At 71.3% G+C, this 22,334-nt stretch carries 20 protein-coding genes; 10 read left to right on the plus strand and 10 right to left on the minus strand.

Translation table 11 applies throughout. From position 1 onward, the window contains the following. Positions 1-10 precede the first annotated feature (10 nt). Positions 11-604, minus strand: coding sequence for a TetR/AcrR family transcriptional regulator (locus ACFUPX_RS19600; protein ID WP_383323630.1), 594 nt, complete (start codon positions 602-604; stop codon positions 11-13). A 181-nt stretch (positions 605-785) separates the two neighbouring features. On the opposite strand from ACFUPX_RS19600, the gene ACFUPX_RS19605 reads away from it, so the two are divergent. Then, complete coding sequence (locus tag ACFUPX_RS19605) at positions 786-2,435, plus strand: MDR family MFS transporter (protein ID WP_383323633.1); 1,650 nt, start codon at positions 786-788, stop codon at positions 2,433-2,435. 100 nt (positions 2,436-2,535) lie between these two features. On the opposite strand, the gene cseC is transcribed toward ACFUPX_RS19605, so the two are convergent. The 5 genes from cseC to ACFUPX_RS19630 form a co-directional block, all read right to left on the minus strand. Then, entirely contained in the window at positions 2,536-3,906 is a 1,371-nt protein-coding gene (gene cseC / locus ACFUPX_RS19610; RefSeq protein WP_383323636.1) for a two-component system sensor histidine kinase CseC, read from the minus strand. A 91-nt stretch (positions 3,907-3,997) separates the two neighbouring features. Continuing rightward, positions 3,998-4,711, minus strand: coding sequence for a two-component system response regulator CseB (gene cseB / locus ACFUPX_RS19615; RefSeq protein ID WP_383323639.1), 714 nt, complete (start codon positions 4,709-4,711; stop codon positions 3,998-4,000). A 28-nt stretch (positions 4,712-4,739) separates the two neighbouring features. Beyond that, a complete protein-coding gene (locus ACFUPX_RS19620; protein ID WP_383323642.1) occupies positions 4,740-5,402 on the minus strand; it encodes a hypothetical protein in 663 nt (220 codons plus the stop codon). Continuing rightward, positions 5,390-5,938 (minus strand): SigE family RNA polymerase sigma factor, encoded by a 549-nt coding sequence (locus tag ACFUPX_RS19625; RefSeq protein WP_383323646.1) that lies wholly within the window; start codon positions 5,936-5,938, stop codon positions 5,390-5,392. Before ACFUPX_RS19625 ends, ACFUPX_RS19620 begins: the two co-directional genes overlap by 13 nt. Positions 5,939-6,152: 214 nt before the next feature. Beyond that, positions 6,153-7,085, minus strand: a complete 933-nt coding sequence (locus ACFUPX_RS19630) for an A/G-specific adenine glycosylase (protein ID WP_383323648.1) — start codon at positions 7,083-7,085, stop codon at positions 6,153-6,155. 577 nt (positions 7,086-7,662) lie between these two features. On the opposite strand from ACFUPX_RS19630, the gene ACFUPX_RS19635 reads away from it, so the two are divergent. Beyond that, the gene (locus ACFUPX_RS19635; protein WP_383323651.1) at positions 7,663-9,255 is read left to right on the plus strand and encodes a sensor histidine kinase; all 1,593 of its coding nucleotides are present in this window, start codon (positions 7,663-7,665) and stop codon (positions 9,253-9,255) included. Further along, complete coding sequence (locus ACFUPX_RS19640) at positions 9,252-9,905, plus strand: response regulator (RefSeq protein WP_383323654.1); 654 nt, start codon at positions 9,252-9,254, stop codon at positions 9,903-9,905. The genes ACFUPX_RS19635 and ACFUPX_RS19640 overlap by 4 nt, the downstream gene beginning before the upstream one ends. A gap of 18 nt (positions 9,906-9,923) precedes the next feature. On the opposite strand, the gene ACFUPX_RS19645 is transcribed toward ACFUPX_RS19640, so the two are convergent. After that, on the minus strand, positions 9,924-10,589 hold the full coding sequence (locus ACFUPX_RS19645; RefSeq protein WP_383323657.1) for a phosphatase PAP2 family protein: 666 nt from the start codon (positions 10,587-10,589) through the stop codon (positions 9,924-9,926). A gap of 184 nt (positions 10,590-10,773) precedes the next feature. Here ACFUPX_RS19645 and ACFUPX_RS19650 point away from each other — a divergent pair, with 184 nt between their 5' ends. Then, positions 10,774-11,592, plus strand: a complete 819-nt coding sequence (locus ACFUPX_RS19650) for a hypothetical protein (RefSeq protein WP_383323660.1) — start codon at positions 10,774-10,776, stop codon at positions 11,590-11,592. A gap of 96 nt (positions 11,593-11,688) precedes the next feature. Here ACFUPX_RS19650 and disA read toward each other — a convergent pair whose 3' ends face one another. Both disA and radA read right to left on the minus strand, forming a co-directional pair. Further along, on the minus strand, positions 11,689-12,813 hold the full coding sequence (gene disA, locus ACFUPX_RS19655; RefSeq protein ID WP_249588570.1) for a DNA integrity scanning diadenylate cyclase DisA: 1,125 nt from the start codon (positions 12,811-12,813) through the stop codon (positions 11,689-11,691). 78 nt (positions 12,814-12,891) lie between these two features. After that, on the minus strand, positions 12,892-14,301 hold the full coding sequence (radA, locus tag ACFUPX_RS19660; RefSeq protein WP_383323663.1) for a DNA repair protein RadA: 1,410 nt from the start codon (positions 14,299-14,301) through the stop codon (positions 12,892-12,894). Positions 14,302-14,496: 195 nt separating this feature from the next. On the opposite strand from radA, the gene ACFUPX_RS19665 reads away from it, so the two are divergent. After that, positions 14,497-16,200 carry a hypothetical protein gene (locus tag ACFUPX_RS19665; protein ID WP_383323666.1) on the plus strand — a complete coding sequence of 568 codons (1,704 nt, stop codon included), beginning with the start codon at positions 14,497-14,499 and terminating at the stop codon, positions 16,198-16,200. Between the two features lie 6 nt (positions 16,201-16,206). Here the strand turns inward: ACFUPX_RS19665 and ACFUPX_RS19670 are convergent, their stop codons facing one another. Further along, positions 16,207-17,076, minus strand: coding sequence for a hypothetical protein (locus ACFUPX_RS19670; protein ID WP_383323669.1), 870 nt, complete (start codon positions 17,074-17,076; stop codon positions 16,207-16,209). 71 nt (positions 17,077-17,147) lie between these two features. Here ACFUPX_RS19670 and ACFUPX_RS19675 point away from each other — a divergent pair, with 71 nt between their 5' ends. From ACFUPX_RS19675 to ACFUPX_RS19695, 5 genes are all read left to right on the plus strand, one after another. Continuing rightward, complete coding sequence (locus ACFUPX_RS19675; RefSeq protein ID WP_383323672.1) at positions 17,148-18,080, plus strand: Ppx/GppA family phosphatase; 933 nt, start codon at positions 17,148-17,150, stop codon at positions 18,078-18,080. Between the two features lie 104 nt (positions 18,081-18,184). Further along, a complete protein-coding gene (locus ACFUPX_RS19680) occupies positions 18,185-19,009 on the plus strand; it encodes a sugar phosphate isomerase/epimerase family protein (protein WP_383323675.1) in 825 nt (274 codons plus the stop codon). Further along, complete coding sequence (locus ACFUPX_RS19685; protein ID WP_383323678.1) at positions 19,006-19,635, plus strand: TetR family transcriptional regulator; 630 nt, start codon at positions 19,006-19,008, stop codon at positions 19,633-19,635. Before ACFUPX_RS19680 ends, ACFUPX_RS19685 begins: the two co-directional genes overlap by 4 nt. A gap of 148 nt (positions 19,636-19,783) precedes the next feature. After that, positions 19,784-21,637, plus strand: coding sequence for a dihydroxy-acid dehydratase (gene ilvD, locus ACFUPX_RS19690; protein WP_383323680.1), 1,854 nt, complete (start codon positions 19,784-19,786; stop codon positions 21,635-21,637). Between the two features lie 361 nt (positions 21,638-21,998). Further along, complete coding sequence (locus ACFUPX_RS19695) at positions 21,999-22,292, plus strand: SH3 domain-containing protein (protein ID WP_383323683.1); 294 nt, start codon at positions 21,999-22,001, stop codon at positions 22,290-22,292. The last annotated feature ends 42 nt before the right edge of the window (positions 22,293-22,334 follow it).

Consider the following 22,334-nt stretch of genomic DNA (forward strand, 5'->3'; position numbering starts at 1 on the left):
CAGTAGTGGATCAGGCGCCTTCGTGCGCCCGTGTCACCAGATCGATGGCGACCTCCAGGATGGCCTTGCGCTTCTCCTCGGGGTCGCCTTCGGCGTCCTTGAGCACGAACATCCCGCCGTGCATCGTGAACAGCGCGCTGAAGCAGCGCACCTGCGCCGTCATCGGCGCCCCCGGCTCCCTGAGGACGTCGAGCAGGCTGAACATCCGGTCCTTGAAGGTCTCGCCCGTCTTCAGGTCCCGCATCGTCGCCTGGTTCTCCTGCATGAAGCGGAAGAGCGAGGACGCGCCCTTGAGGATCTCGCTGTAGCGGGTCAGGATCGTCCGCTTGACCTCCAGCGTGTGCGGCTGGTCCTTGCTCCACTCCACCAGTTCGTCGATGGGCTTGGTCAGGTCCTCGAAGATGCTGGTGAGGATGTCTTCCTTGGTCTTGAAGTGGTAGTACAGCGCCGCCTTCGTGACCTCGAGGCGCTCCGCGATCTCGCGCAGTGACGTCTTCTCGTAGCCCTGCTCGGCGAAGAGTTCGAGGGCCACGTCCTGGATGCGCTGGCGGGTGTCCCCGCGGCGCTGCTGCTTGCCCGTGCCTGCGCCCGTGCCCGTGACCATCTTGGTGCTCCTCGGCTCCCTCGACTCGAATCCTTGGACCCGATTTTACTTACTTGACGCCCGGCTAGTTAGGGGTCTAGTTTCCCTCAGTGTAGCCAGCTTGCCGGTCGGCAAGTAAGTGGCGGCAGGCAAGTGGCAACAGGCAGTCGTAAGCAGTCGGGTGAACCGGGGAGTGGGGAACATGGCGGAGATCAGGAAACAGACGGGGGAGCAGGCGAAGGAAGCGCCACAGCCGCGCAGCGTGCGCGTCGTGATGATGGCGCTGATGGTGACGATCCTGCTGGCGATGCTCGACAACATGATCGTCAGCCCCGCGATGCCGACGATCGTCGGTGACCTCGGCGGCATGGAACACCTGTCGTGGGTCGTCACCGCGTACATGCTGGCGACCGCGGCATCGACCCCGATCTGGGGCAAGCTCGGCGACATGTACGGGCGCAAGGGCGTCTTCCTCACCTCCATAGTCATCTTCCTGCTCGGTTCCGTGCTCAGCGGCATGGCGCAGGACATGGGCCAGCTGATCGGCTTCCGCGCCGTCCAGGGGCTCGGCGCGGGCGGTCTGATGGTCGGCGTCATGGCGATCATCGGTGAGCTCGTCACGCCGCGGGAGCGCGGCAAGTACATGGGCATGATGACCGGCGTCATGGCGGTCGCCATGATCGGCGGCCCGCTCGTCGGCGGCACCATCACCGACCACCTCGGCTGGCGCTGGGCCTTCTACATCAACCTGCCGCTGGGCGCCGTCGCGCTCGCCATGGTGACCGCCGTGCTGCACCTGCCGAAGAAGAAGGCGAAGGGGCGCATCGACTACCTCGGTGCGGCGCTCCTCACCGTGGGCATCAGCTCGCTCGTGCTCGTCACGACCTGGGGCGGCACGGAGTACGCCTGGACCTCGACCGTGATCATGGAGCTCATCGCGATCGGCGTCGTCGCGCTCATCGGCTTCGTCGTCGTGCAGAAGAAGGCCGCGGAACCGATCCTGCCGCTGCACATCTTCCGCAACCTCAACTTCACGCTGATGTCGGTGATCGGATTCCTCACCGGCTTCGTGATGTTCGGCGCGATGCTGTTCCTGCCGCTCTACCAGCAGGCGGTGCAGGGCGCATCGGCCACCAACTCCGGGCTGCTGCTGCTTCCGATGCTGCTGTCGATGATGGTCGTCTCGTTCTTCTCGGGCCGGTTCACCACCTCCACCGGCAAGTACAAGATCTTCCCGATCGCCGGCACCGTACTGATGGTCCTCGGTCTGTTTCTGCTGTCCACGATGGACACCGACACCACGCGGTTCATGTCGGGCGTCTACATGGCGGTGCTCGGTGCGGGCATGGGCTGCCTGATGCAGATCACCATGCTGGTGGCGCAGAACAGCGTCGAGATGAAGGACATGGGCGTCGCGTCGTCGTCGGCCACGCTCTTCCGTACGCTCGGCTCCTCGTTCGGTGTCGCGATCATGGGCGCGCTCTTCAACAACCGGGTCGAGCACACGATGTCCGAGCGCGCCGGGCAGCTGGGCGGCAAGGTCACCGAGCAGTCCGCGCAGCTGGACGCCGACAGCCTGGCGAAGCTGGCCGCACCGGTGCGGGACGCCTATCAGCACGCTGTCTCCGCCGGTACGCACTCGGCGTTCCTGCTGGGGGCCGTCATCGGGGTCGCCGCGCTGATCGCGGCGTTCTTCGTCAAGGAGGTCCCCCTGCGAGGGGCTGGGCCCAAGGACTCCGAGCCCAAGGATTCCGAGCCCAAGGGCTCCGACTCCGGGGACGAGAAGCCGGCCGGGGGTGCGGCCGGGGACGCCGCACCTGGTCCGCGGGACGCGGTTGCAGAGGCCGTCTGACCCGCGGCCCTGCTCCCCTCGGCTGAAACGGGCCCCCGGCACCTTCTGGTGCCGGGGGCCCGTTGCCGTCGCCGCTACTCGTAGTCCGTTGCCGTCGCCGCTACTTGTACTTGTCCGGCAGCTGCAGGATCGGGAAGCTGCCCGTGTTGGTCGGGGCGTGTTCCGGCAGCCAGAGAACCGCCACCGCGCCCTCCGCCGGGTCGTCGGGGGCCGCGCCCGCCGGCGTCACGTTGCGGAACGTGAGCCGCGCGCCGAGCACCCGCGCCTGGCCCGCGGCGATCGTCAGACCCAGGCCGTGGCCGACGCCCGCGCGGTCCGTGCTGCCGGTGCGGAAGCGGCTCGGGCCCTCCTCCAGGAGACCCGCGGGGAAACCGGGGCCGTGGTCGCGCACCCGCACCACGCGCCCCTCGACACTGACCTCGACCGGCGGCTTCCCGTGCTTGGCCGCGTTGGCGAGCAGATTGCCCAGGATGCGCTCCAGGCGGCGCGGGTCGGTGGTGACCTCCGACTCGTGCACCACCGTCACGCTCACGTCCGAGTTGAGCACCGCGATCCGCCGCGTCACGAACTCGCCGAGGAGCAGGTCCTGCAACTCGGCCCGCTCGGCCGCGCTGTCCAGACGGGCCACTTCGAGTACGTCCTCGACCAGCGTGCGCATCGCCTGCGCGCGGTCCCTGACCAGCTCGGTCGGGCGCCCCGGCGGAAGCAGTTCGGCCGCCGTGAGCAGGCCGGTCACCGGCGTACGCAGCTCGTGCGCGATGTCGGCCGTCACCCGCCGCTCGGCTTCGAGGCGCTGCTTGAGGGCGTCCGCCATCGCGTCCACCGAGCGCGCCAGGTCATCGGTCTCGTCGCGCACGACTCCGCCGATGGCATCTCGTACGCTCACGTCGGTCTGCCCCTGGGCGACCTCCTGCGCCGCGGTCGCCGCCTTGCGCAGGCGCCGCGAGAGCTGGCCACCGATCAGCACGCCGAGCGCGCAGCCGCCGAAGACGACCGAGATGGAGCCGATGACCAGGGCCTGGTCGAGGTCCTTCATGACGGTGGCGCTGCGGTCGGTGAAGCGGGTGTGCAGCGACAGGATGTGGCCGTCGCTCAGCGGCACCGCAGCCCAGATGTCCGGGACGCCGCTGGCGTGGTCCTCCACGTAGGTCGCGCGGCGCCCGGCGAGCACCTTCCCGAGGAGTTCCTTGGGCATCTCCGGGTCGTCGACCTTCATGCCGAACTGGCCCGTCCGCCCGGACGTCTCGTAGATCCGCTGGGCGTACTGGATCCGCTCGTCCTGCACGTCGCGCGCGTTGTCGAGCATCGAGACGCGGGCCGCGTTGTGCACGACCAGGCTCAGCGCCACCGCGACCAGGGCGCCGACCAGCGCGATCGCCGCGCTGATCTTCCAGCGCACGCCGGTGCGCAGGCGGGGGCCCAGTCTCGTCAGGACGCGGGCGCGCAGCCCTGCCATCGTCCCCCTGCTCATATACGTCCCCCGCGATGCGCCGCGGCGTGGAGCCGCGCCGTGCCGTTCAGTTCCTCGGCGGTCATGCCGTCGTCCGCCGTGCCGTCGTGGCTCACGCCTTGAGCTTGTAGCCGAAGCCGCGGACCGTCTCGATCCGGTCCTGGCCCACCTTCGTGCGCAGCCGCTGCACATGGACGTCGACGACGCGGGTGTCACCGCCCCAGCCGTAGTCCCACACGCGCTCCAAGAGCTTGTCGCGGGAGAGGACCGTGCCGGGCGCGGAGGAGAATTCGAGCAGCAGGCGCATCTCGGTCGGCGTCAGCGCCACCGTGGTGCCGTCCTTGCGGACCTCCATACCCTCCGTGTCGATCTCCAGATCGCCGAAGTGCAGCACACCGCCGTCCGGCGCACCGCCCTCACCGCCGGCGGGCGCCCCCGAGTCGGGGCCGCTCGCGTGGCCGAAGCGGCGCAGCACGGCGCGGATCCTGGCCACCAGGACGGCGCCGTCGAAGGGCTTGGTCACGTAGTCGTCGGCCCCCGCCTCGAGGCCCAGTACGACGTCGATGGAGTCGGCACGCGCCGAGAGCATGATCACCGGGACGGTGGACTCGTCGCGGATGCGGCGGCACAGCGAGACGCCGTCGAGGCCGGGCACCATCACGTCGAGGAGGGCGATGTCGGGCCGGTCGGCACGGAACGCCTCCAGGCCGAGCAGGCCGTCGGGCATCGCCGTGACGACGAAGCCGTCCCGTTCGAGCGCGAGCTGCGTCGCCTCGCGGATGACGTCGTCGTCCTCGACGAACAGGACGTGGGTGTGCTCTGCCATCGGGGGGCTCTCAGTCCTCTCGGTTCTCTCAGTTCTCCGTCGGAGCGGGAGCATCGCCGCCCGCCGCGCTGCTGTAGTGATTGCGGATGCGGTCCGTCTCCCTGAAGTGGTTCGCCGCCCACTCGTACGTGATGACGTCCTCGCCGGAGGGGTACGACACCGGGTCGCCCTTCTCGTACAGCTGCTTGGTGACCACCAGGTCGCCCCGGTCGATCTCCGCGTAGACGGGTGGCTCCTCGTCCTGGAAGACATTCTCGTACTTCTTGCCCTCGGTGCGATACACGTAAGTGCTGGTACCGACCGCATCGCCGCAGGTCATGATGTTCACGACGACATCGGCAGCGGATCCTCCGGTCAGGTTGCCGTACGAGACGTCCACCGGGTACTCGTCGGCGACGCAGGGCTTCAGCTCCCGCTTGACCGCCTGGCTGACCTTCGGGTCGTCCTTGACGATCCTGACCGCCTCGGTGGCGGAGGGCGGCGAGGGCGCGGACGTCGCGGTAGGTGTGGGGGACGGCGTCGGGGACATCACCGTCTCGCCCCGGTTGCCCGGACCCTCGTCACGGGCGCCGGAGCCGCCCGTCGAGCAGGCGGAGAGCAAAAGGCCGATGGCGGCGAGCGCGGCCACGGCCGAACTCCCCGCCTTCAACGTCCTGCCCGTCCTGCAAGCCCGGGTGCTTAGGCCGCGCAACGCTCCCGCTCCTCACGTTCGAGCGCGCCGGTGGCGGGCTCCGCGCGGTCCCGGCTCTCCAGCTCCTGGCGGAGCCGTGCGAGCGCCCGGTGCAGGGTGCTCTTGACCGTGCCCGCGGACATGCCCAGTGCCGCGGCCGTCTCCTCTGTGGACATCTGCTCCCAGTGTCGCAGCACGACGACGCTGCGCTGCTTGGGTGCGAGCACCTTCATGATGTCCATCAGGAGGGCGCGGTCCGCATGCTGTTCGGTGGAGTCTTCCACGCTCGCGTCGGGCAGCTGCTCGGTGGGGACCTCTTCGAGCTTGCGGGCCCGCCACCACTCCGTACGCGTGTTGATCATGACGCGGCGCAGATAGGCGTCCGCGAGCCGCTTGTCGGCTATGCCGTCCCAGCGGCCGTACGTCCGCACGAGCGCGGTCTGCAGCAGGTCCTGGGCGTCGACGGGGTCGGGGACCAGGCGCCGGGCACTGCGCAGCAGGGCATCCTGCCGAGTGCGGACGTACTCTTCGAACTCGAGCACCTCGCCGTGCGCCATACCCAACCGCCTCCGTTCACCGACCACCGCTGCTTGTGCGGTACGGCTATGAAGCTACGGAGGCGTTGTCACGAGGCTGTGCGGAGCAGCCAGCGGGGGGCGCACGGCCTTCCGTCGGTTGTGTAACAGAAGTAGGCGGGACGTAAAGCGGGGCCGTTTCGCGGTGGTTTGCCCACTGCGGGTCGAGCGTCTCTGCGGTGCTTGTCAGGTCAGGTCAGGTCAGAGGCAGGCGGTAGAGGCCTTCGGGGAGCGGTTCCACGAGGCCGTCGGAGACGAGACCGTCCAGGGCGCGGGCCCGCTGCACGGGCTCGTCCCACACACGGTCGAGGGATGCCTGCGGCACGGGAGCCACGGCCTCTCTGAGCACCGCGAGCAGCTTGCCGCGGACCTGGCGGTCCGTGCCCGCGTAGGTCTGGCCGCGGCGGGCCGGACCCTGGTGCGCCGGTTTGCCCGCCGCCTGCCACGCGCACTGCTCCGCGATGGGGCAGCGGGCGCAGTTCTCGTTCTTGGCGGTGCAGACGAGGGCGCCGAGCTCCATGGAGGCTGCGGCCCAGCGGGAGGCCGTGCGCTCGTCCTGGGGCAGGAGGGCGCGGGCGAGCTTGCGCTCGGCGGCGGTGGTGGCGTTCGGGGGGTACTGGGCGCCGGTGACGGCGCGGGCGAAGACGCGGCGCACGTTGGTGTCGAGCACGGCGTGCCGCTGCCCGTACGCGAACGACGCCACGGCCGCGGCCGTGTACTCGCCGATGCCGGGCAGCGCGAGCAGCTGCGAGTGCTTGGTGGGTACGTCGCCGCCGTGCCGTTCCGTTATGGCGACGGCGGCACCGTGCAGCCGCAGGGCGCGGCGGGGGTAGCCGAGGCGTCCCCAGGCGCGGACGGCTTCGCCCGGGGCTTCCTTGGCTAGGTCGGCGGGGCGGGGCCAGCGGGCGATCCACTGCTCGTACACGGGCAGGACGCGGCTGACCGGCGTCTGCTGCAGCATGAACTCGCTGACCATCACACCCCAGGGCCCGGCGTCGGGCCGACGCCACGGCAGATCGCGCGCGTTGGCGTCGAACCAGGCGATGACGGGACCGTGCAGGGCCTCGCCGGCGGGCTCGGGGATCTCGGGGGCGTCTGACATTGGCGTGGGCTTCGTGGGCGCAGTCATGGCAGGACGATCCTGCCATGGGGGCGGCGGGGGGTGGGCCAGGCGGGGCCGGGGGTGGGGGCGAGGTGCGGTGTTGGTCCGCTTTGGGGCCGGGGCCGGGGCCGGGGCCGGGGCCGGGTGCGGGGTGCGGGGTGCGGTGCTGGTCCGGCTTGGGGGCGGGGCCGCGCCGGTATGTCCGTCCTCGCTATCGTCCGGTGGCCGCGGGGCTACTTCGGTTCCGGAGTGCCGCGAACCGTGCTCCGGGCAGACATACCGGCACGTCCCCTCGGGCGCGCTCCCGGGTGCGGGTGCGTGCGGATCGCCCGCACCGGCCTGCGCACTGCGCTCACCCCGCTGCGCGGTTGGCCCACCCACCCGCCCCGTGTCTGCGTGAGGCGCGCGCCCCAGCCCCTGGACACCGCGGGGCAATCGGGTGGGTGGGCGGGAGAGCTTGTTCGGCCAGGGGCGGATGCGGGGTGATCGGGCGGGTGGGTGGGGAGGCTTGTTCGGGCAGGGGCGACTGCAGGGCCACAGCAGGGGCCAGGACCTGACGATCGGCAGGGGTGGAGGCCAGGGGCCAGCAAGTAGCTTCGGGAACGTGAGAAGCGGACGCCGGGCGGATGCCCTCCTCTGGGCAGCATTGGTCATCCCCGCGTCGACCGTCGACCGAGCGGGGCTGAACGAGCCCCGGTCGAGCTGGCAGCAGGCGGCCGGGATCGCCGTCCTGGGCCTGGCCGCAGCCACCTGGCGCCGCTGGCCCCCCGCGGCCTTCGCGGCGGTGGCAGCCCTGGAGCTGATAGCGGCGCCGTCCCTGTTCACACTCTCGTACGGCCCCGCCCTCGCGGTCTTCGCGCTGCTCATGGGCCGCAGGGCCGACCACATCCGCCCCGCCCTGCTCCTCTTCGGGGCCACCGCCCTGGTGGGCACGGCCAAGATCGTCGTACGCGGGGTCGACCCGGTAGTGGAGTGGCTCGTGCTCATGGGCACGCTCCTCTTCGGGGCCGTCTTCCCGTGGCTCGCCGGGCGCTACCTCCGCCAGGGCCGCGAACTCGCCGCCGCGGGCTGGTCCCGCGCCGCCCAGCTGGAGCGCGAACAGCGCATCGTCGCCGACCGGGCCCGGCTGCGCGAACGGGCCCGCATCGCCCAGGACATGCACGACTCCCTCGGCCACGAACTGAGCCTCATCGCGGTACGGGCCGGCGCCCTCCAAGTGGCCGCCGACCTGCCGGAACGGCACCGCGGCGCCGTCGCCGACCTGCGCGTGGCCGCGTCGGACGCCACGGACCGGCTGCACGAGATCATCGGGCTGCTGAGAGAGGAGGGCGATGAGGTCGCACCCCTCGCCCCGGCGGGAGAGAGCGTGCGGGCCCTGGTCGAGCGGGCCGCCGACTCGGGCCTCGCGGTCCGCTACACCGCGGAGGGTGAGCGGGAGCGTACGGAATTGACCGGGACGGAGTCCGAGCGCACCGTCTACCGGGTCGTCCAGGAAGCCCTGACCAACGCCGCCAAGCACGCCCCCGGCGCGCACGTGACGGTGGAGGTGACGGAGACCACCGTCGTCGTCGGCAATGGAGCCGCCCAGGGGCAGGGCGCGGGCCCCGGCGCCGGCTCGGGCCTCCTGGGCCTGCGCACCAGGGTCGAGGACCTCGGCGGGACCTTCGAAGCCGGGCCGCACGGCGACGGCTTCCGCGTCGCGGCCCACCTCCCCGCGCAGGGCGCGGCCCCGGAGCCCCGCCAGGCGCAGCCCGTACCCGGCCTCGCGCACGCCAGACGGCGGACCGTCCTCGCCTTCGGGGCGGCCCTGGCCACCGGCGTACTCCTGGTGGGCGGCGCCTTCGCCTGGTACGCGTACTCCAGGTCCCACGCCGTACTCGAACCGGCCGACTTCGCCCGGCTCACGGTCGGCCAGCCGCAGCCCGAAGCCGAACGGCTGCTGCCCGACAGAGCCGCGTCCGACCCGCCGAAGGAGCGCGCCCCGACCCCGCCCCCCGAAGGCGCCGACTGCCGCTACTACCGCGCCAGCGGTGAACTGTTCGTCACCGTCGAGCACTTCAGGGTCTGTTTCGGGGGTGGCGTCGTCGTGGAGAAGAGTGTGATCCCCAAGGCCGGGACCAAAGCTGGGACCAAGGCCGGGACCAGGGCAGGAATCGGGCGCGAAGTGCGGGAGCACGAGAAGGAGTGGGTGCGGTGATCCGCGTACTGCTGGCCGATGACGAGGCCATGATCCGCGCGGGCGTCCGCGCCATCCTCGGCGCGGGCGAGGGCATCGAGGTCGTCGCGGAGGCGGCCGACGGCCGGGAGGCCGTCGCGCTCGTTCAGGCGCACCGGCCGGACGTCGCGCTGCTCGACATCCGCATGCCGGGGCTCGACGGCCTCGCCGCGGGCGAGGAGATCGTACGGACGATGCCCGGCACCGCGGTCGCGATGCTGACGACCTTCTCCGAGGACGCGTACGTCGCACGGGCGCTGAGCGGCGGCGCCACCGGCTTCCTGCTGAAGTCCGGCGACCCGCACGAACTCATCGCGGGCGTCCGCGCGGTCGCGGGCGGCGCCGCCTTCCTCTCGCCCAAGGTGGCCCGCCATGTCATCGACGGCTATGGCGCCCAGCGCACGGTCCGCGGCGCCGACGCCCGCGCCAGGACCGCGGTCCTCACCCCGCGCGAGCGTGAGGTGCTCGGCCTCGTCGGGGAAGGGCTCTCCAACCCGGAGATCGCCGCCCGGCTCCATCTCGTTGAGGGCACGGTCAAGGCGTACGTGAGCGCGGTCCTCGACCGGCTCGGGGTCAAGAACCGCGTCCAGGCGGCGATCGTCGCCTACGAGGCGGGACTTGTGCGGCTCTGACGAGGCGGGGGCCGGGCCTCAGCGGCGGTGCGTCGCGCGCCGCCGGTGCGAGGTCGCCCGCGTCGATGCCTGCGGTGTCGGACTCCCCGGACCCGCGAACCACCTGACGACGCCCGTCGACGAACCGCGCATCGCCTCGACGACACGTGCCACGGGCCGCGTCGTCATGCGTACGAGGAGGAAGGCGAGCGCGGCGCCGAGGAGCAGCCCCACGGCCACGTCATGCGGATAGTGCACGCCCACGAAGACCCGCGAGAACGCCATGAGCACGGCCATCGGCAGCGTCAGCGCGGCGATCCGCGGCCAGGCGAGCGCGAGGCCGACGGCCGCGGCTCCCGCGATCGTCGAGTGGTTGCTGGGGAAGGACCAGTCGCCGTACGCGGGGCATTCGACGAGCGAGGTGAGCGCGCCGGAGACCGCCCGGCAGGGGCGCTCCTCGTCGACCGCGGACTTGAGCAACTCGCTGCACACATAAGCCACCGCGGTGACGAGGGGCGCGAGGACAGCTATCGCGAGGGCGCGCGGGTCGCCGCGCCGTGCCCGCCACCAGGCGACGATGAAGAGCACGCCGAAGAGCAGCAGGCCGAGCTCCGTCCACACCTCGGCGAGGTGCTGGAACCAGGTGGGGGTGTCGTGGGCGAAGTCGGTGACATCGCGATAGAGATCGTCGTCCATGGTGTCCATGATTACGGACGGTACGTAGTGGGCCCGAATCGTCACATCGGGCGATCGTCCGGTGACTACCCCTGACGAAAGACAGGGGTAGCGAAGCGGAGTCTTCCGTTCCGAGATGATGATCCGGAAACTTTGTTGCTCTGGGCGGCGGGTGGGGCAGGACAAGGCGCGGATCTCTCGTAAGGTTTGGGCCGTGGGATCTCTGCGCAATCCGGTCGGGCCGCTTCCCTCCACCATCTACTGGCGTCGGAGGGCCGTTCTGCTGTCCTTGATCGGGCTGATGGCGCTTCTGGTCGTGTGGGTGCTCACCCTGGGGGGTGGGGGCAGGAACGACGGCGCCGACGGCCCGTCGGGCTCCGATCCGGCCACGTCCATCACGCCGGGACCTTCCGGCTCCGGGCCCGCCATCAGTCAAAACCCGGGCGGACGCGACGAGTCGGGCGACGAGGGCGACTCCGGCTCCGGCGGTTCGGAAGGCTCGGGCGGCTCGGGTGGCGGCGGCGGTGACTCCGAGGGGTCCGGCGGTTCAGGGGGCTCCGGCGGCGGCTCGGACGGCGACGCCAAGGGCGGCGGCGGATCGGGCGGACAGCTGCCCGCGGGGACGAGCCTGCCCAACTGCGTGAGCGGCGACGTGAAGTTGAAGCTGCGCAGCGTCCACAACACGTACGAGATCGGCGAGAAGCCCAAGTTCGAGCTCATCGCCCAGAACGGCGCGGGCAAGGCCTGCAAGGTGGATCTCGGCGGCAAGAAGACCGTGCTGACGATCACTCAGGCCGACAACGACAAGGAGATCTGGTCCTCGGCGGACTGCCCCGCCGGTGGCGGGGGCCTGCTGCTGCGGGTGCCGGGCGACGGGCGCGTCACGCACACCGTCCAGTGGGACGGCCGGGGGAGCGAGCCGAACTGCGCCACGCCTTCGGCGGGAAGCGCGGGAGCGGGCACCTATCTCGTCGAGGCCAAGTCGCCGGGGCTGGGCTCGGTGCAGGCTTCGTTCGTGCTCAAAGAGGGCTGACCTGCGGGGTGATCGGGTGGGTGATCGGGTGGGTGAGCGGGAATTCGCCCCCCCCACTCACCCGCACCCCCTAGACGGACCGCACCCTCTGTCCCTCTAGACGTACCGCTCCAGAATCGACGACTCGGCGAGCCGCGAGAGCCCCTCGCGAACACTCCGGGCCCGCGCCTCGCCCACGCCGTCCACCGTCTGCAGATCATCGACGCTCGCGGCGAGCAGCTTCTGCAGACCGCCGAAGTGCTCCACGAGCCGGTCGATGATCGCGCCGGGAAGCCGCGGCACCTTGGCAAGGAGCCGGAAGCCCCGCGGCGAGACCGCGGAATCCAGCGCCTCCGGAGAGCCTGTGTACCCCAACGCCCGCGCCACGGTCGGCAGTTCGAGCAGCTCCGCATGGCTCAGTGCGTCCAGCTCGAAGAGCGCCTCCTCGACCGTGCGGGAGCGCTTGGCGGTCGGCTCGGGCACGTAGTCCCGGACGACCAGCTCGCGCTCGGGCTCGACGCCCGCGATCAACTCGTCCAGCTGGAGGGCGAGGAGACGGCCGTCCGTGCCCAGCTCCACCACGTACTCGGCGATCTCCGTGGCGATCCGGCGCACCATCTCCAGGCGCTGGGCGACGGCGGTGACGTCCCGCACCGTCACCAAGTCCTCGATCTCCAGGGCGGACAGCGTGCCCGCCACCTCGTCGAGGCGCAGCTTGTAGCGCTCAAGGGTCGCCAGGGCCTGGTTCGCGCGGGACAGGATCGCCGCCGAGTCCTCCAGGACCTTGCGCTGCCCGTCCACGTAGAGCGCGATCAGACGCATGGACTGGGAGACGGAGACGATGGGGAAACCCACCTGCTTGGACACGCGGTCCGCGGTGCGGTGCCGGGTGCCCGTCTCCTCGGTGGGGATCGTCGGGTCGGGGACGAGCTGCACGCCCGCCCGCAGGATCTTGGTGATGTCCTTGTCGACGACGATGCCGCCGTCGAGCTTGCAGAGCTCGCGCAGGCGCGTCGCCGTGAACTCGACGTCCAGGATGAAACCACCCGTGCACATCGACTCGACGGTCTTGTCCCAGCCGAGGACGATGAGCCCTCCGGTGTTGCCGCGGAGGATGCGCTCGAGTCCGTCGCGCAGGCCTGTGCCGGGCGCGACCGCGCTCAGGGAGGCGCGCATCAGCCCTTCGGCACCGGAGCTTCCGCCGGGCTTGCCGGGAGCTGACGCCCGGTCGTTGGCTGCCACTGCACTCCTCGGGTCGCGGGTTGTCCAAGCCCGGTCCGTACCTCTACTTCGTACGGATGGGCGAGACCAGGGCAAAGTCTACCGGCGCTCTTCGTCCTCCCGTGGGGCCTCTCTGCGACGCGACCTCGGAAGGACACGCAGGGCGTCCCCCATGTCGGCGACTTCGGTGACCTTCATACCGGGTGGCACCTTGCCCGGATCGGCGGGGACGAGGGCGTGTGTGAAGCCCAGACGGTGAGCTTCGGCCAGCCTGCGCTGGACCCCCGTGACCCGTCTGACCTCGCCCGCGAGGCCCACCTCGCCGATCGCCACGAGATTTTTCGGCAGCGGGGTGTCGCTCGCCGCGCTGGCCAGGGCGAGGGCGATCGCGAGGTCCGCGGCCGGCTCGGAGAGCTTCACCCCGCCGACCGTCGCGCTGTAGATGTCGCGCTTGCCGAGCGCCGTGATGCGGCCCCGCTGCTCCAGGACGGCCAGCATCATCGAGACGCGGGAGGTTTCGAGGCCGGACGTGGTGCGGCGGGGGGAAGGGATCTGGGAGTCGACTGTGAGCGCCTGGACCTCGGCCACCAGGGGGCGGCGCCCTTCGAGCGTGACCGTCAGACAGGTGCCGGGGACGGCCTCCGCACGGCGGGTGAGGAAGAGACCGCTGGGGTCGGTGAGGCCGGTGATGCCCTCGTCGTGCAGTTCGAAGCAGCCGACCTCGTCCGTCGTCCCGTAACGGTTCTTGACGCCCCGTACGAGACGCAGGCGGGCGTGGCGGTCGCCCTCGAAGGACAGGACGACGTCCACGAGGTGCTCCAGGAGGCGGGGGCCCGCGATCGCGCCGTCCTTGGTGACGTGACCGACCAGGAGCGTGGACATGCCGCGCTCCTTGGAGGCGCGGATCAGCGCGCCCGCCACCTCGCGCACCTGGGCCATGCCGCCCGGCGCCCCGTCGATCTCCGGGGAGGCGATCGTCTGGACCGAGTCGAGGATCAGGAGGGACGGCTTGACCGCGTCCAAGTGGCCGAGGACGGCGGCCAGATCGGTCTCCGCCGCCAGATAGAGGTGGTCGTCGATCGCCTTGATGCGGTCGGCGCGCAGCCGGACCTGGCTCGCCGACTCCTCGCCGGTGACGTAGAGCGTGCGGTGCTCGTCGCTGGCCGACTTCGCCGCGACGTCCAGGAGCAGCGTCGACTTGCCGACGCCCGGCTCGCCCGCGAGGAGCGCCACGGCGCCCGGGACGAGGCCGCCGCCCAGGACGCGGTCGAACTCGGGTACGCCGGTGGAGCGTGCGGTGGCCTGGCGGCCGTCGACCTGGCCGATGGGCAGGGCGGAGGAGGTGACACGGCCGGGGGCCGTGGTGCGGACCGCGGGCGCTCCGTACTCCTCGACCGTCCCCCAGGCCTGGCACTCGGGGCAGCGGCCGAGCCACTTGGCCGTCTGCCAGCCGCACTCGGTGCAGCGGTAGGACGGCCGGTCTTTGCCGGACTTCGTACGGGTGGCCATGAACCGAACCGTAGCGGGCAGGACTGACAACGACGCACCAGGACCGGACGGCGGCCCGCGCGATCCGCACGGCTCGGCGCGTGCGTCACGGAATCAAGGGTTCCTGTCCCCTTTTGAGGGATCTGTTCACCCGTAAGGATTAAATGTGCTCAAGGTGGAGGAGGGGCGCGGCATCATCCGCCTAACTTCGCACGGGTGATGAGCAGCAGGCCGGAATCCCCCACCCAAGCAACCGGCGCACACCGGGCGCATCGTGACGCGCGCCAGCGCGTTGTGCCCCGCTCGGTGCCGCAGGCGCCGCCCGCACGCTATGAGGCCTGTCTGGACGGCCTGTTCACGTACTGCCTTTCCGTGCTCTGCGATCACGACGCCGCGACCTCGGCCCTGGGCGACGTGCTCGCCATCGCCGAGCGCCGCGGTTCGCGCGGCCCGGCGTCCGAGAGCGACCTGAAGTCCTGGCTGTACGCGCTCGCCCGCTGGGTCTGCCTGCGCGCCCTCGCCGACGCCAAGCGCAAGCGGCAGGGCGCGCACGCCTCCGGATCGGCGTCCCGCGTCCCCAAGCCCGCCGAGTCCGACGCACCGCCGGACGAGACGCAGAAGCAGCGGCGCCGCGAACTCGCCCAGCTGGCCTGGCCGGAGGCCGCGGGGACGACCCCCGAGCAGCGCGAGGCCCTGGAGCTCGCCGTACGCCACCAGCTCTCCCCGCAGGAGGTCGCCTCGGTCGTCGGTATGGACGTGGGCAGGACCCGCGACCTCCTGGCGTCCGCCGCCTGCGAGGTGGAGCGCACCCGGGCCGCGCTCGCCGTCGTGGAGACCGGCACCTGCCCGATCGTCGCCCGCCTCACCGGCGACAACCAGCTCCTCCTGGGCACGGCCCTGCGACGCGAGCTCGTGCGGCACGTCGACGACTGCCCGCGCTGCCGCCGCACCGCCGAGCGCGCCGGATCGGGGGCCTGGCCCGGTACGGCGGCCTCCCCGGCCGCGCTGCCCGTCATCGAGGCCCCGCGGGCCGCCGTGCACGTGGCGATGGCGCACGTGCCGCGCGCGCGGGGCGGCGGTCCGCGCTTCGACCGGCGCGGCTTCCCGGTGGACCCCAAGGACCACGCGGCCCGCCGCGACCGGATGCGCGCGCGTGCCGTGACGACGACGGTCGTCGCCACCGTCGTGGCGGCCCCGGTGCTCGCGCTCTGGGCGGCATATCGGGGTGCGCCGCTGACCGGTGAGGGCCAGGACGGCCGCTCGGTCAGCGCGAGCGAGTCCGGCGCCGACGGGGCGAACGGCGACCGCGGGCGCGAGGACTACGAGAACGCGGGCAACGCGGACACGCCCCCCGACCCCCGCTTCACCGCGGGCAGCCACTCACCGGACGTCTCCGTGGAGGTCATCAGCTCCGGATCGCCGCCGTCTCGCTCGGGAACCGGCGCCGGACGCCTCACGGTCTCGGCCCAGCAGAGCGGCGGGACGACACTGATCACGCTCTCCGCGTCGGGCGGCGAGCCGGTCCACTGGTCGGCGAGCACGGGCGCGTCCTGGCTCTACCTGAGCCGGTCGTCGGGCACGCTCGCGCCGGGCGAGACGTTCACGATCCGGGTGTACGTCGACCGTACGAGGGAGCCGGCGGGCCACTGGAGCGCGCGGGTCTCCATCGCGCCGTCGGGGGCGATCATCTCGATCAACGGGCAGGGAAGCGGTTCGGGCCGCCCGACGCATCCCGGCCCCCGGCCGACCCCGACACCACCGAAGCCCAGGCCGACCCCCTCGACCCCGGATCCGACCCCGACCCCGCCGGACCCGGACCCGACGCCTTCGACCCCGGACCCGACCCCGACCCCGTCGGACCCGGGCAACTCGACGCCGCCGCCGAGCGACAGCGGCGACCCGAGCCCCAGCGAGCCCTAGTGCGCGCTAGCCCTGCTGCCGGGGAGGATCCGCGGGGTGCGGTGCGAGCAACGGCAGCTGGGAGGCCAGGCGTTCCTCGCACAGCTCCGCGAGCCGGTCGTAGCCCTCCTTGCCCATCAGCTCCGTCAGCTCGGGGCGGTAGGAGACGTACACCGGGTCACCGGCGCCGTGCGCCGACGTCGCCGACGTGCACCACCAGTGCAGATCGTGGCCGCCGGGGCCCCAGCCGCGCCGGTCGTACTCCCCGATGGACACCTGAAGGATCCGTGTGTCGTCGGGCCGGTCGATCCAGTCGTACGTCCGCCGCACCGGCAGCTGCCAGCAGACGTCCGGCTTCGTCTCCAGCGGCTCGCGCCCCTCCTTCAGCGCGAGGATGTGCAGCGAGCACCCCGCGCCCCCGGCGAAACCGGGGCGGTTCTGGAAGATGCAGGAGCCGTTGTACGGGCGGGTCTGGCGCTCGCCGTCGTCGTCCGTCGACACCCAGCCGCTCACCGTGCCGATGTCGTGGTGCTGCCAGATGTCCGGCGTGAGCCGCGCCACGGACTCGGCGACCCGCTTCTCGTCGTCCTCGTCGGAGAAGTGCGCGCCCAGCGTGCAGCAGCCGTCGTCCGCCCGGCCGGCCGCGATGCCCTGGCAGCCACTGCCGAAGATGCAGCTCCACCGAGAGGTCAGCCATGTCAGATCGCAGCGGAAGACCTGCTCGTCGTCCGCGGGATCCGGGAACTCCACCCAGGCGCGGGCGAAGTCGAGGCCCTTCTCGTCCGGCTGCACCTTCCCAGGCTTCCCCGCCTTCACCGGCTTCCCAGGCTTCTCCGGCTTCCCCGACTTATTCTTCGACTGTGTTTTGTCGGTCTTCGCCTTTTTCGTCTTTGGCACGTCTCCAGGGTATGCGCGCGGTACCCGGTCCGAGGACCAGCGACCGCCGTACGCGCAGTAGCGTTCCGTATATGAGACTCGGTGTCCTCGACGTAGGTTCGAACACGGTGCATCTGCTGGTGGTGGACGCCCACCCCGGCGCGCGCCCGCTGCCCGCGTATTCGCACAAGGCCGACCTGCGCCTCGCCCAACTCCTCGACGAGGCCGGGGCGATCGGCCCCGAAGGCGTCGACCTCCTCGTCGCCACCGTCCGTGACGCGATGGAGGCCGCCGAGGACAAGGGCGTGGAGGACCTGCTGCCGTTCGCGACCTCCGCCGTCCGCGAGGCCAGCAACGCCGACCAGGTGCTGGCCCGGGTCAAGGAGGAGACCGGCGTCGACCTCCAGGTCCTCACCGGGGCCGAGGAGGCCCGCCTCACCTTCCTCGCGGCCCGCCGCTGGTTCGGCTGGTCGGCGGGAAAGCTCCTGGTCATCGACATCGGCGGCGGCTCGCTCGAAATCGCGTACGGCATCGACGAGGAACCGGACGCCGCCGTCAGCCTGCCGCTCGGCGCGGGCCGCCTGACCTCCGCCTGGTTCACCCAGGACCCGCCGGACCCCGCCGACGTGCGGGCGCTGCGGCGGCACGCGCGCGCCCAGATCGCGCGCTCGGTGGGCGAGTTCAGCCGCTTCGGCGCCCCGGACCACGTCGTGGCGACATCCAAGACGTTCAAGCAGCTGGCCAGGCTCGCGGGCGCGGCGCGCTCCGCCGACGGCCTCTACGTCCAGCGCGAGCTCAAGCGGAAGTCCCTGGAGGACTGGGTCCCGCAGCTGGCCGCGATGACGGCGGTGGAACGCGCCGAGCTGCCCGGAGTCTCCGAAGGGCGGGCCGGACAGCTGCTCGCGGGGGCGCTCGTCGCCGAGGGCGCGATGGATCTCTTCGGGGTCGAGACCCTGGAGATCTGCCCGTGGGCGCTGCGCGAGGGCGTGATCCTGCGCAGGCTCGACCACCTTCCGGCGGGTTAGGAAGCAACCGCTTCGGTTGACGCACGTCACATACGGCTCAGGTGTGCGGGAGACCACCTGGACCACCTCCCCGGCGCCCGGGCGCGGCCCGTACGCTGTCCCTCGTGGCAGAACCAGTGGTGCGCATCCCGGATGCGAAGGTCGCCCTGTCGACGGCCTCGGTCTATCCGGAGTCGACGGCGACGGCCTTCGAGATAGCGGCACGCCTGGGCTACGACGGTGTCGAGGTCATGGTGTGGACCGACCCCGTCAGCCAGGACATCGAGGCCCTGCGCAGACTCAGCGACTACCACCAGATCCCGATCCTCGCCGTGCACGCGCCGTGTCTCCTGATCACGCAGCGCGTGTGGTCGACGGACCCCTGGATCAAACTCCAGCGCGCCCAGACCGCCGCCGAGAAGCTGGGCGCGTCGACCGTCGTCGTGCATCCGCCCTTCCGCTGGCAGCGCGGGTACGCGAACGCCTTCGTCGACGGAATCTGGCGGATGGCGGACGAGACGGACGTCCGGTTCGCCGTCGAGAACATGTACCCGTGGCGCTACCGCGACCGCGAGATGCTCGCCTACGCCCCCGACTGGGACGTCACCAAGGACGACTACCGCCACTTCACGGTCGACCTCAGCCACACCGCGACCGCCCGCACGGACGCGATGCAGATGATCGACCGCATGGGCGACCGCCTCGGCCACGTCCACCTCGCCGACGGCAAGGGCTCCGCCAAGGACGAGCACCTGGTGCCCGGCCGCGGCACACAGCCCTGCGCCGAACTCCTGGAGCGCCTGGCGACGAGCGGCTTCGACGGGCACGTCGTCATCGAGGTCAACACGCGCCGTGCGATGTCCAGCGCCGAACGCGAGGCGGACCTCGCCGAGGCCCTCGCCTATACGCGGCTGCATCTGGCGTCCGCGGTGAAGGTGCCCCGCCCGTGACGGATCCGGCACCGGGCGGTGCGGCTCCGCGCCGCAGGGGACGGCCCTCACGTACGCAGTCCGCCGAGGGTCCGGCGATGCGGGACCGCATCCTTCAGGCGGCCCGCGCCGAGTTCTCCGCCCGTGGGTACGAGAAGACGTCCGTGCGCGGGATCGCCAAGGCGGCCGGGGTGGACTCGGCGCTGGTGCACCACTACTTCGGCACCAAGGAGCAGGTCTTCGAGGCGTCGATCGCGGTGGCCTTCGCGCCCGCGCTCGACGCGCCCGCGGCGATCGAGGACGGCCCGCTCGACGACGTCGGCGAGCGCTTGACCCGCTTCATCTTCGGCGTCTGGGAGAACCCCGCGACCCGCCTGCCGCTGCTCGCGATCGTGCGCTCGGCGGTGAACAACGACACAGCGGCGGCCGTCTTCCGCCGCCTGATCGCGACGCAGCTGCTCGCCAGGATGGCGGGCCGGATCGACAAGGCGGACGCGGAGCTGCGGGCGGAACTGGCGGCCGCGCAGCTGGTGGGCACGGCGATGCTGCGGTACGTGATCCAGGTGGAGCCGCTGGCCTCCGCCGACCCGGAGGCGATCATCGCGCGGATCGCGCCGGTGGTGCAGGCGCATCTGACCGGCCCGTAGAAGCAGTGCCCGGGACAACCGCTCGACAACCGCTCACCGAGACGGTCGTCCCGCCATCCGGACAGGCTGTCCAGATCGTGGAGCGTCGGCGTACGCTCGACAACAGTCGATTCTTATGTCTCTGAGATCTCTGAAGGAGCGAGCGACGATGCCCGAGCTCAGGTCCCGCACAGTCACCCACGGCCGCAACATGGCGGGCGCACGCGCGCTTATGCGTGCCTCCGGTGTACCCGGCGCGGACATCGGGCGGAAGCCGATCATCGCCGTCGCCAACTCCTTCACCGAGTTCGTCCCCGGCCACACCCACCTCCAGCCGGTCGGCCGGATCGTCTCCGAGGCGATCACCGCGGCGGGCGCCATCCCGCGCGAGTTCAACACGATCGCGGTGGACGACGGCATCGCGATGGGCCACGGCGGCATGCTCTACTCGCTGCCCTCGCGCGACCTGATCGCGGACTCCGTGGAGTACATGGTGGAGGCGCACTGCGCCGACGCCCTGATCTGCATCTCCAACTGCGACAAGATCACCCCCGGCATGCTGAACGCGGCCCTGCGGCTCAACATCCCGACGGTCTTCGTCTCCGGTGGCCCGATGGAGGCCGGCAAGGCCACGCTGGTGGACGGCACGGTCCGAAAACTCGACCTGGTGAACGCGATCAGCGACGCGGTCGACGAGAGCGTCTCGGACGAGGACATCCTCCGCATCGAGGAGAACGCCTGCCCGACCTGCGGCAGCTGTTCCGGCATGTTCACGGCCAACTCGATGAACTGCCTGACCGAGGCCATCGGCCTCTCCCTGCCCGGCAACGGCTCGGTGCTCGCCACGCACACCGCCCGCAAGGCGCTGTACGAGCGGGCGGGCGAGACGGTCGTCGAGATCGCCAAGCGGTACTACGACGGCGACGACGCCTCGGTCCTGCCGCGCAACATCGCCACCCGCGCCGCCTTCGACAACGCCATGGCGCTCGACATCTCCATGGGCGGCTCCACGAACACGATCCTGCACCTGCTCGCCGCGGCGCAGGAGGCCGAGCTCGACTACACCCTGGCCGACATGGACGAGGTCTCGCGCCGCGTCCCCTGCCTGGCCAAGGTCGCCCCGAACGTGGCGCCCGGCGGCACGTACTACATGGAGGACGTGCACCGCGCCGGCGGCATCCCCGCGATCCTCGGCGAGCTGTACCGCGCGGGCCTCCTGAACGAGGACGTGCACACGGTCCACTCCCAGTCCATCAAGGACTGGCTGGAGACCTGGGACGTGCGCGGCGGTTCGCCCTCCGCCGAGGCGGTCGAGCTGTGGCACGCGGCCCCGGGCTGCGAGCGCTCGGCGACGGCCTTCTCCCAGTCGAAGCGCTGGGCCACCCTGGACACGGACGCCGCGGGCGGCTGCATCAGGGACGCGGCCCACGCGTACTCGGAGGACGGCGGCCTCGCGGTCCTCAAGGGCAACCTGGCGGTGGACGGCTGCGTCGTGAAGACGGCGGGCGTCGACGAGTCGATCTGGACGTTCGAGGGTCCCGCGGTGGTCTGCGAGTCGCAGGAAGAAGCGGTCGACAAGATCCTCAAGAAGCAGATCAAGGAAGGCGACGTGGTCGTCATCCGCTACGAGGGCCCCAAGGGCGGCCCCGGCATGCAGGAGATGCTCTACCCCACCTCGTTCCTGAAGGGCCGCGGCCTCGGCAAGGCCTGCGCCCTGGTCACGGACGGCCGCTTCTCCGGCGGCACGTCGGGCCTCTCGATCGGCCACGCGTCGCCCGAGGCGGCGTCCGGCGGCACGATCGCCCTGGTCGAGGACGGCGACCGCATCCGCATCGACATCCCGAACCGCGGCATCGAACTCCTCGTGGACGACGCCGAACTGACCCGCCGCCGCGAGTCCCTGGCCGGCGTCTACGCCCCCAAGTCCCGCGAACGCAAGGTCTCGGCAGCACTGCGGGCCTACGCGGCCATGGCCACAAGCGCGGACCGAGGCGCGGTCCGAGACGTCACGAAGCTGGGCTAGCGCAGACGCCTACCTCTGAGACCGCGGGCCCGGACCGGAATTACACCGGTCCGGGCCGACACGGTTCCCGGCCCTTCCAGCCGGTCCGGCTTTCGCGCCTGCCCGGCGCTCCTGCCCCCCGAGGGCTCTCCCACCCACCCCGCCCGGACGGGTATTTCAGCCCGTCCGGCGTTTGAGGACGAACTCGGCGGAGCCGGTGATCGACGGTGCGCAAGGCCCCGGCGCCGAGCCGGTTTTCGGGAAGGGGCGGGGTCGGGGAAAGGAATCCCGACCTCCGCAACCACCCCACCCCGCTCACGCGTCCACCCAGTGACGAACATGCCAAGGTGGCCCCGAGCCACCGCTCACGGGGGAGAGAAGCATGAGCGAGAACGTCATCGCACCAGAATCCGCAGAGGCAATCGAAGCCGCGGCGGCAAAGACATACGCCATAGCCGCCGACGTCAACGTCCGCTCAGGACCAGGCACCTCGTACGGCAAAGTAGGCCGCCTCTCCGCAGGCACCCTGGTGACGATCCACTGCCAGAAGCCGGGCGAGAAGGTCACGGGCCCCACGGGCACATCAAAGCTCTGGGACCGCATCGGCAGCGGCCGCTACGTCTCCGACACGTACGTCCGCACAGGCAGCGACGGCTACGTGGCCCCACGCTGCTGAACACCGAGACCCAAGAGAACAAGCGCCGAGCGAAGCCGCCCA

It is taken from the genome of Streptomyces sp. NPDC057302, from assembly GCF_042667685.1.
GTDB lineage: Bacteria > Actinomycetota > Actinomycetes > Streptomycetales > Streptomycetaceae > Streptomyces.

Bases quoted from the DNA above. Each gene is read 5' to 3' on its own strand.
- ACFUPX_RS19605 (WP_383323633.1), top strand. From the start codon at position 786: ATGGCGGAGATCAGGAAACAGACGGGGGAGCAGGCGAAGGAAGCGCCA.
- ACFUPX_RS19600 (WP_383323630.1), bottom strand. From the start codon at position 604: ATGGTCACGGGCACGGGCGCAGGCACGGGCAAGCAGCAGCGCCGCGGG.
- ACFUPX_RS19675 (WP_383323672.1), top strand. From the start codon at position 17,148: ATGAGACTCGGTGTCCTCGACGTAGGTTCGAACACGGTGCATCTGCTG.
- ACFUPX_RS19625 (WP_383323646.1), bottom strand. From the start codon at position 5,938: ATGGCGCACGGCGAGGTGCTCGAGTTCGAAGAGTACGTCCGCACTCGG.
- cseB (WP_383323639.1), bottom strand. From the start codon at position 4,711: ATGGCAGAGCACACCCACGTCCTGTTCGTCGAGGACGACGACGTCATC.
- ACFUPX_RS19645 (WP_383323657.1), bottom strand. From the start codon at position 10,589: ATGGACACCATGGACGACGATCTCTATCGCGATGTCACCGACTTCGCC.
- radA (WP_383323663.1), bottom strand. From the start codon at position 14,301: ATGGCCACCCGTACGAAGTCCGGCAAAGACCGGCCGTCCTACCGCTGC.
- ACFUPX_RS19630 (WP_383323648.1), bottom strand. From the start codon at position 7,085: ATGACTGCGCCCACGAAGCCCACGCCAATGTCAGACGCCCCCGAGATC.
- ilvD (WP_383323680.1), top strand. From the start codon at position 19,784: ATGCCCGAGCTCAGGTCCCGCACAGTCACCCACGGCCGCAACATGGCG.
- ACFUPX_RS19695 (WP_383323683.1), top strand. From the start codon at position 21,999: ATGAGCGAGAACGTCATCGCACCAGAATCCGCAGAGGCAATCGAAGCC.
- cseC (WP_383323636.1), bottom strand. From the start codon at position 3,906: ATGAGCAGGGGGACGATGGCAGGGCTGCGCGCCCGCGTCCTGACGAGA.